General features: G+C 57.5%; 6 protein-coding genes. 4 read left to right on the plus strand and 2 right to left on the minus strand.

The window, feature by feature from the left end; all coding sequences use genetic code 11:
* Together WA354_RS20250 and ruvB are read right to left on the minus strand one after the other, a co-directional pair.
* Nucleotides 1-470: thioredoxin family protein (locus tag WA354_RS20250; protein WP_472814831.1), on the minus strand; the 470-nt coding region annotated here is incomplete at its 3' end.
* A 131-nt stretch (nucleotides 471-601) separates the two neighbouring features.
* Nucleotides 602-1,627: a Holliday junction branch migration DNA helicase RuvB gene (gene ruvB / locus WA354_RS20255; RefSeq protein ID WP_472814832.1), complete on the minus strand. Its 1,026-nt coding sequence runs from the start codon at nucleotides 1,625-1,627 to the stop codon at nucleotides 602-604.
* A 527-nt stretch (nucleotides 1,628-2,154) separates the two neighbouring features.
* Here ruvB and WA354_RS20260 point away from each other — a divergent pair.
* The 4 genes from WA354_RS20260 to WA354_RS20275 form a co-directional block, all read left to right on the plus strand.
* Entirely contained in the window at nucleotides 2,155-3,843 is a 1,689-nt protein-coding gene (locus tag WA354_RS20260; RefSeq protein WP_472814833.1) for an Ig-like domain-containing protein, read from the plus strand.
* A gap of 198 nt (nucleotides 3,844-4,041) precedes the next feature.
* Nucleotides 4,042-5,265: a hypothetical protein gene (locus tag WA354_RS20265; protein ID WP_472814836.1), complete on the plus strand. Its 1,224-nt coding sequence runs from the start codon at nucleotides 4,042-4,044 to the stop codon at nucleotides 5,263-5,265.
* 289 nt (nucleotides 5,266-5,554) lie between these two features.
* Nucleotides 5,555-8,386 (plus strand): DNA gyrase subunit A, encoded by a 2,832-nt coding sequence (gene gyrA / locus WA354_RS20270; protein ID WP_472814834.1) that lies wholly within the window; start codon nucleotides 5,555-5,557, stop codon nucleotides 8,384-8,386.
* 270 nt (nucleotides 8,387-8,656) lie between these two features.
* On the plus strand, nucleotides 8,657-9,528 hold an 872-nt coding region (locus WA354_RS20275; RefSeq protein ID WP_472814835.1), incomplete at its 3' end, for an outer membrane protein assembly factor BamB family protein.

The raw sequence follows: 9,528 nt of genomic DNA on the forward strand, positions 1-9,528 counted from the left end.
GCCCGCAGATCCTTGCCCGTCACCGGAACACCATTCCCAGGCCGGCTCCCATCAAACTGCCCTCGATACACCAGCTTCATCTCGGCGTCGAACAAGTAAATGTCCGGCGTGCACGCGGCCTTGTACGCGCGCGCAACCTCTTGCGACTCATCGTAGAGATAAGGAAATGTGAACCCCATCGTCTGCGCCTGCCGCTTCAATCCCGCCGGGCTGTCGTCGGGATAGCTCTGCGCATCATTGCTGCTGATCGCCACAATGCCCAGCTTCCCCGCATAATCCGTCCCAAGTGCGGCCAGTCCCTTTTCAATGTGCTTCACATATGGGCAATGCGTGCAGATGAACATCACGAGCAGTCCCTTCTGCCCACGAAAATCATCCCGCCGCACCGTCTTTCCGCTGACCACATCCGGCAGTGCAAAATCCGGCGCTAACGTTCCTAACTCCAACATCGTCGACTCAGTCAAAGCCATCGAATTACTCCAGGAATTTCATCGAGAACGTTTCGCTAACTTGCTAACTCGCTACGCCGCGAAGCGGCGCTAACCTGCTAAATCGCGAACTAACTCTGCGAGCCCGCCGCAAACCCGCTAACTCCATCCAGCTAGAACAGCCCCGGCTGCCGCCGCGGCATATCTACGCCGAAATGCTCATACGCCAGCCGAGTCGCCACACGTCCCCTTGGCGTACGATCCAGAAAGCCAATCTGAATCAGAAACGGCTCGTACACCTCTTCCAGCGCATCCTCTTCCTCGGCCAGCGTCGCGGCAAGCGTGCCCAGTCCGACCGGCCCACCATCGTACTTCTGCATGATGGTAAGCATCAGCCGCCGATCAATCTCGTCGAAACCATGTGCATCCACTTCCAGCAGCGTCAGCGCCGCATTAGCCGTCGGACGATCAATCGACCCCGTACCGCGCACCTGCGCAAAATCCCGCACCCGACGCAAAAGGCGGTTCGCAATACGCGGTGTTCCGCGCGACCGAAGCGCAATCTCCGCCGCGCCATCCGGATCGATCGGTACACCCAGCACTTCAGCGGATCGCTCCACAATCACCCGCAACTCATCCTCGGTATAGAACTCCAGGCGCAATAGAATTCCGAATCGCGATCGTAGCGGCGAACTCAACAGCCCCGGCCGCGTCGTCGCACCAATAAACGTAAACGGCCTGATCTCCATCACGTGCGTCCGCGCCGCCGGCCCTTGGCCGATGATGATGTCGAGCTTGTAATCCTCGAGCGCTGTGTAAAGTTTCTCTTCCAGCACCGGCTGCATCCGGTGGATCTCGTCGAGAAACAGGACCTGCCGCTCGCGCAGGTTCGTCAGAATCGCCGTCAGATCTCCCTGGATCTGCAAAGCCGGCCCCGACGTCTGTTGAAAACCCACATCCAGTTCGTTGGCAATAATGGTGGCCAGCGTCGTCTTGCCAAGTCCTGGCGGTCCGAACAGCAACACATGATCCAGAGCCTCGCCCCGCGACTTTGCCGCCTCGAGCGCAATCGCAAGCTGCTCCTTGGCTTTCGATTGACCGATGAATTCCTTCAGCCACCGCGGCCGCAATTTCAGCTCAAAGCCCTGCTCTTCCTCAGCGCGCGAAGCGCTGACAAGCCGGTCTACCTCGGTCCCCATGGACCGGTCTTTGTTCAGGGGCGGCTCAGGGGGGGTATTGCGCGCTATGGCCATGCTGCCAGCAGTGTAGCGGTTGCAGGTACTCCGGGTAAAACGAAACACAACTCTGGAGCAGCGCCAGTTAACTTGTTTGGGTCCGGTTGATTCCGCGCGGTATTCCGGAACCTTGAATATGTCTTCAACCCTCGCAGTTTCGCAAGTTACGCGCGTAACAATCCAGGCTCTCTGACCCAAGATTGTTATTGATTCGCCGCTTGAAGGTGCCGTATTCTTGGGCCACCTCTCAAGAGGCATGTCGTCGTGTTTACTCGGTTCTTTCACGAAGTGAGGAGCTATTGGGTAAAGATTCGTGTCACGGTTGCAGAGCCTTGACAACGTCTTTGCGCAGGGTTGCAGCTTATTGAACTCACTCGAGAAACCTACCTGTATCAGGCAGGAGAATGGCCCAGGGCGCTGAGGTCCATTGGAATTGCAGGTTGGCCAGAGGCAAGCTGAGCCAGCTCGGCGGAAACGCCAGGAGATTTCGTATGCGTAATCGTTCTTTGTTAGGTGCCTTGTTACTCATCGGCGTATTGATCCCGATTACCAGCTGCATCAGTTCTCCGTCGCTGACCTCGATTGTTGTCAGTCCGACCGCAATGAATTTTGGAGGAGCAGGCCTCACGACGCAGCTGACGGCAATCGGATACTATACCCGCCCGAATCACGCGCCGGCAACCAAGGACATTACGAATGAAGTTAACTGGGCGAGTTCATCTACAGATTGCGTAACCGTAACTCAAACTGGATTCATCACGTCAGGCGGAAATATCTGCAGCAACATCCTCGTCTCTGCGACCGAGCAAGGTTTCCATGGCGTGATCACCGGCACTATGACCGTGAACGTTACCCAGCCCAACGGCGGTAGCGGTGGTGGCGGCGGGACCGGAAACACCGACGTAAGCACCATCGCCATCATTCCGACCACTCAATCGGTGCAATCTCCGGGTCAAACCGCGCAATTCCTCGCCATTGGGACGACATCGAGCGGAGCTACCGTAAATCTGACCAATTTAGCCTCCTGGACTTCAAGCAGCATTCAGATTGCTACTATCAACGCAGCCGGTCTGGCCACAGGTGTGAGCAAGGGGCTGGTTACAATTACCGCCCTCTACACCAACCCGGACGGAACCACAGCCACGGGAACCGCAACATTTACGGTGGTGAATGGAGGAGGATCCGAGCAATTTACCGCGCTGACAATCACGCCAGGCTCCCAGTCGCTCTCGGCGACAGGGCAAACCGGGCAGTTTATCGCGCTTGGAACTTCCGGAAGTACAGGTCTGGTCGAAGATGTAACCAGCTCATCTCTTATCGCGTGGACCTCCACCGCGCCCTCGATTGCAACCGTCACCAATACTGGGCTTGTCCAGGGCGTCAGCGTGGGCAGCACCACAATCACAGCACTACTGACCAATACCGATGGCTCCGTCGTCACGGCCAACGCATCCATCGCCGTATCGCTTTCGGCCGCTCCTGAGCCTCTCCTTTCTCTCACGATCATTCCGGGTTCCATCACGGTTGGGAACCTGCAGGCGACTGGACAATTCCTCGCAATCGGAACATTCTCGACAGCTCCATACGTGAGGGATCTGACCAATTCCGTGCAATGGCTCTCCTCCACACCCAATGTCTTCCCTGTCGGCACTAACAGCAGCGACTCACAAGGCAAGTCCAATGCCGGCGTTGCGAGCGCCTATGGGAATGGGAGCGCGGTGATTATCGCCGAAGCGACCGCGACAGACGGGTCGGTCCAGACCGCTACGTCGACATTCAGTTGCCCCTTGGCTCTGCCCGATCCCACCACCCACCCCCCGACTCCTGGTTCGTGCTTCCCCGGTTCGGAGGCAACGGCACTTCTTTCAACTCTCACTGTGTACAACGAAGGCCTGAACACCACAAACTGGGAAATCACTGCGCCCTCCGCCACTGGTACACCAAACGTGCTGCACTGCGGCCCGGGATGGACAGGAGCTGGTGGATCGGTCTGCACAGCGACCTTCCCGTCCTTTACAAATGGTTTGCCAACCCAGGTGGTTTTGACATCACCGGCCGGAGCTGGCGCATTCGGTGGATGGTCGACCAATTGCGCTGCATCCAATGTGACAGCTGGTGGGCCAAACACCTGCACGGTCACATTAACTTCGGACGAAACAGTTGGAGCGATCATTAATTGACGCTTACAAATCCTTAAACCAGGAAAGCCGCTCCCCGTGGGCGGCTTTCCTGCATTTGCGGCACACAAAGACAGTGCCGCACTGGATCGCGCCGCCGCTGATAAGCGCTGTTTCGTATGGCTCGTCTTGGAGCGAGCAAGCCACTGCGAGTACGTGAGAAGCAACATTTAGACTGGATGAGTCGCTTCGCCACCTTTGATGACTCTCCCATTCGCCAGCCTTCGCCGATTCCACTTCAACTTCCCGCAACGCATAGCGGCGGCGTTCCTCGTTCTTTTCTTGATTCAGGGCTTTTGGATTACGGGGCATCAGACCCTCTCTGACCGCGACTACCAATACGCGCGCTGTGGCCGCGAGACCTGGGAAAAGCCATCGCCTCTCGCCGGCTACTACACCAGTTGCGGCAATATCCACGACGGAATCCTTGCCTACCGGGTTGCCGGATTACCTCTTACAATCAACCTGCTTCTCCAGCGCGGCCTCGATTCCTTCCGCAAGCCTGAAGATCGCGTCGTCCAGGCATCTTCCGGGCAGGGGAGTGCCGGGTTGAGCATCTGGGAACTCCGTCATCAGATGACACATGTGCTCCTGCTCCTGCGCCTTCCGTTCCTGTTTTGCGGATGTGTTCTGGGCGCAGGCCTCTGGTGGGTTACCCGGCGTCTCTACGGCAATTTGGGCGGATATGTTGCGCTGGCACTCTACTGCTTTTCTCCGTCGGTTCTGAGAGCCTGTGTCTCGCCAAACCCCGATATCTTCGCGGCCCTGGGAGTCTACGGCGGCATCTACACCTGCATCGGCGTCGCGCACGCAATGCAGGGGCCGCGGCGTAAATGGCGCCCGCGCATCATCCTGCTTACGGTCCTCTTCGGCATCGCCGCCGCAGCGCACATAGCGGCTTTACCAGTAACCGCATTGCTGGGCCTGGTGCTCATGATCTGGATCGCCGAAGGGCGCCGCAGCCAGCTGCTTCCGGTTGTTCTTCTCGCGTCTGCCGGAGCACTGGTGCTTCTCTTCGCCTGCTACGGATTTTCGCCCGACGCGTTCAGTTATGTCTTTCGGTCCGCAGCGGGTTTTCTCTCTGTTTCACTCGTGCCGGCGCGCCGGTTCTTCTCCACATTTTCCAATGTCGGCGTCATCGTTGCCTCAGCTGCCTCGGCGTTGCTCTATCTCGGCGCGCGGCGCTCGCGCTATTTTGGCAACACCGCTCCGCTTCTCTGCTTCCTCACTCTCATTCCGCTCATTACAACGGGTGTTCAATCAACGCCGTGGCTTTGGTCTTTACCCTTCCTCCTAACGTTTGTTGGCGGTGTATTCGCGGATGCTTTCGAGTCGCGGCGCGGCAGAATTTTCATGGTCGCTGCCGCTTGCCTGGTCGCTCTGCAGATCATCGTCTGCATTCTGACGCTGCCAACCCTGGTTTAGCGCTTTCACATCCTTCGAGCGTGTTTTTCGTCGCGGCCAATGGGATATTATCGTCTCCCTTTACGCCCTGGGATTTCTGTGTTTTTTCTGCGAGGGTCGCTTGAATTACCCCACCGCTTGCCGGGCACCCTAGAGTCGCTGTAAGTAGCAGGATATTAATAACTTAAATAGTGTCGGACGGCTTGCTGAATTCCCCTGCCGAAGCGTAAAATGAAGATGTAGCCCGCGAGACTCCCGGCCCAGCATCTCGGGTATCTTTTTGCCGCCTCTCCGACGGGTAAAAACCTCTATGCCCGACGATCAGAACCCCCAGCTCCCCCTCGATGGCGGTACGCCACCCCGTGAAGGCAGTCTCATTTCGATCAACATCGAAGAAGAGATGCGCCGCTCGTATCTCGACTACTCGATGTCGGTCATCATCGGGCGCGCTCTCCCTGACGCCCGCGACGGACTGAAACCCGTACATCGCCGTGTGCTCTATGCCATGAGCGAGATGGGCCTCGAGTACAACAAGAAGTACACCAAGTGCGCCAAGGTTGTGGGGCAAGCCATGGGCGTCTACCATCCTCACGGCGACTCCGCCATCTATGACACATTGGTGCGCATGGCGCAGCCCTTCTCGCTGCGTTATCCACTCGTTGATGGCCAGGGTAACTTCGGCTCCGTCGATGGCGATCCACCCGCGGCCATGCGTTACACCGAGTGCCGTTTGGCGCGCATCGCCGGTGAGCTGCTCGCCGACATCGACATGGAGACCGTCGACTTCGTCCCCAATTATGACGAGTCCACGACGGAGCCCTCAGTCCTTCCCTCGCGCATTCCAAATCTCATCGTCAACGGCTCCAGCGGAATCGCGGTCGGCATGGCGACCAACATTCCCCCGCATAACCTCACCGAGGTCGTGAACGCCACCATCGAGTTGGTCAAGAACCCCAAGGCCGGCCTGATCGAAATTCTCCAGCACGTTCAAGGTCCCGATTTTCCCACCGGCGGATTCCTCTACGGCAAGAGCGGCATCGTTAACGCCTACAAAACCGGTCGCGGCCGCTTCATGATGCGCGCCAAGGTGGCCACGGAAAACATCACCAAGGAAAAACTGGCGATCATCGTCACTGAGATTCCCTACCAGGTCAACAAGTCCAAGCTCATCGAGCGCATCGCAGAACTGGTCACAGAAAAGATCATCGACGAAATCAGCGATGTCCGCGACGAGAGCGACCGCGACGGCATGCGCATCGTCATCGAACTCAAGCGCGGCGCACAACCTGAGATCGTACTCAACCAGCTCTACAAGCACACCCAGATGCAGGAGAGCTTCTCCATGATCTTCCTGGCCGTGCTCAACGGCCAGCCCAAGGAGTTCCCGCTCGATGGTGCCATTCGTGCCTTCATCGACCACCGCATCGACGTGGTGCAGCGCCGCACCGCCTACCTGCTCCGCAAGGCTCGCGAGCGCGAACACATCCTCGAAGGCTACAAGATTGCCCTCGACAACCTCGACATGGTCATCAAGATTATCCGAGGATCGAATTCGCGCGTCGAGGCTCGCGAAAACCTGTACACGTGGGGCAAGGGAACTGAGATCGTCGTCAATCTCGAACGCGAGCGCCTGGCCTCTGAAGAACGCGGCCTCTCGCTAAAGCAAGTTGATGCAATTCTCGAGTTGCAGCTCTATCGCCTGACGCAACTCTCGGTCGACGAAATTCTGAAAGAACTGCAGCAGAAGCGCGATGAGATCGCCGAATACGAATCGATCCTCGCCAGCGACAAGAAACTGCGCAACGTCATCATCAAGGAACTCGAGAAGGTCCGCGACCAGTACGGCGACGCACGCCGCACGCAGATCGTCGACGAGTCCGCCGAGTTGCAGCTTGAGGACCTTATTGCGGACGAGCAGGTTGCCGTCACGGTCAGCCATCAGGGCTACCTGAAGCGCACTCCGATTTCGATTTATCGCCAGCAGCGTCGTGGCGGCACTGGCCGTACCGGCATGAAGACGCGCGAAGAAGACTTTGTCTCGCAGCTCATCATCGATTCCACGCACGCTTACTTGTTGTGCTTTACCAATACTGGTCGCGTCTACTGGCTCAAGGTGTACGAGATTCCAGACGTGAGCGCTGCGGGCAAGGGCAAGAGCATGCAGAGCCTGCTCAATCTGCAGCCCGGTGAAAATGTTCGCGCCATCCTGCCCGTGCGCGATCTTGAAGAAGAGGGGAAGTTCATCTTCTTCGCAACGCGCAATGGCGTCGTAAAAAAGACGCCGCTCAAAGATTTCTCCAACGTCATGTCGCGCGGCATCATCGCCATCGCCATCGAAAAAGATGACGATCTGATTTCGGCCGGCCTTACTAACGGCAAGCAGACAATCTTCCTCGGCACACGCGAGGGAATGGCAATCCGCTTTGACGAGGAATACGATCCCGAACGGAATGGCATAGGTCTACGACCTATGGGGCGCAATGCCGCCGGCAATCGCGGAATCTCCCTCAAGAAGGGCGACTACGTGATCGGCGCGGCCATTACGGATTCCGACGCCACACGGGACAAAGAACGCGACGAGTGCGCTGCCAAGTTGAACCTTACCAAGAAGCTCACCGAGTTGCGGAACGCTCTGGAGCAGGCCAAAGAGAAGCTTCAGAAGGCGAGAGAAGAACTGCGCTCCGCACCCAAAGAGACTGAATCTTTGACCGCGGCGGTCAAGACCGCAGAGAAACGTCGCGATGATTCCGAGAAGGATCTTAAGGAATTCGACGTAAAGCTATGCGTCAGCAAATCGCTCATCCTCACCGTGACTGAGAACGGATTCGGTAAGCGAACCGACGTAGACGAATATCGTTTGACGGCTCGAGGCGCACAGGGTGTAAACAACCTGAAGGCCACTCCGAAGGTGGGCAAGAGTGCATCGATCCTGTTGGTCAACGAGACCTCAGAGCTGGTCGTCATCAGCCAATGGGGCAAGATCATCCGCATCGACACCAAGACCGTCCGCGCCGCTGGCCGCGCCACCCAGGGCGTCCGCCTGCTTAACCTCGAAGAAGACGATAAGGTAGCCGCCGCCGTCATCATTCCGCCCGACGAACTGAACGGAAAAGAAGACGATCAGGGCACGCTGATCCAATAAGTGGTCCACCAATGTCGCGACACAAGAAGGGGTGCGAGATACGCACCCCTTCTTCATTGCTGCGAAGTCCGATTCAAATCACAGTACCAAGACCCCGAACCGTCCGTCACACCTCACTGTTCATTCATCCAAATTGACTCGCGCATCGTCGCGAGAACTTCTATAGTTGGCCTTCACACAAGAGGAGTCAACTTGTACGCGCGAAAAATTTCCTTACATTCCACCCTAATTTTTCTCTTTGCCATATGCGTCTTCGCCCAGAGCGCGCCGATGTTCCGGAACGACCTTGCCCACTCTGGCGTGTACTCCGCGGCAGGGGTTCCAAAACTCAAAGGGGTCAAGTGGGCCTTCCACACGCGCGGCGAAGTTGTCTCATCCCCTGCGATTGTCGAAGGCGTCATCTACGTTGGCAGTAACGACGGCAACCTCTACGCCCTTGACCAGCAAACCGGCGCGAAGAAGTGGGCTTTCACAACTGGGGCTCGTGTTGCTTCGTCGCCTGCCGTAGATCACGGCCTCGTCTACTTCGGCAGCTACGATGGCAACTTTTACGCTGTAGAGGCGTCAACCGGAAAGCTCCACTGGAAATTCCGCAACGCCGGCGAACGCCGCTATGCTGCGACCCATCTGCACGGCTCGTTGCCCGTCGGCGAAACCATGCCCGATCCATTCGATACTTACCTGTCCTCGCCCGCCGTTTCAAATGGCGAAGTCTACTTCGGTAGCGGAGACGGCAACATTTACGCGCTCGAAGCAACATCCGGCGACCTTAAATGGAAATTCAAGACCGGCGATGTCGTCCACGCCTCACCTGCAGTCGTCGACGGCAAGCTCTACATCGGAAGCTGGGACAGCTACTTCTATGCTCTCGACTCCGCCTCCGGAAAAGAGCTATGGCGCTTCAAGACCGGCGAAGACCCCGACATCCATAACCAGGTCGGCATTCAGTCCTCCGCCACTGTTGCTGAAGGCATCGTCTACTTCGGTTGCCGCGATTCGAACCTCTACGCCCTCGATGCGGTCACCGGCAAAAACTCTGGACCTTCAACAACAAAGGATCGTGGGTCATCGTTTCACCGGTTGTGCAGGCAGGCAAGCTCTACTTCGCCACGTCCGATACGGCCCTCCTGCACGTCCTCGAC

The sequence above is a fragment of the Occallatibacter sp. genome, assembly GCF_049802275.1.
In the GTDB taxonomy this organism is placed as follows: Bacteria; Acidobacteriota; Terriglobia; order Terriglobales; family Acidobacteriaceae; genus Telmatobacter.

Excerpts from the sequence above, each read along its gene's own strand:
- ruvB (WP_472814832.1), bottom strand. The coding sequence starts at position 1,627 with ATGGGGACCGAGGTAGACCGGCTTGTCAGCGCTTCGCGCGCTGAGGAA.
- WA354_RS20260 (WP_472814833.1), top strand. The coding sequence starts at position 2,155 with ATGCGTAATCGTTCTTTGTTAGGTGCCTTGTTACTCATCGGCGTATTG.
- WA354_RS20265 (WP_472814836.1), top strand. The coding sequence starts at position 4,042 with ATGACTCTCCCATTCGCCAGCCTTCGCCGATTCCACTTCAACTTCCCG.
- gyrA (WP_472814834.1), top strand. The coding sequence starts at position 5,555 with ATGCCCGACGATCAGAACCCCCAGCTCCCCCTCGATGGCGGTACGCCA.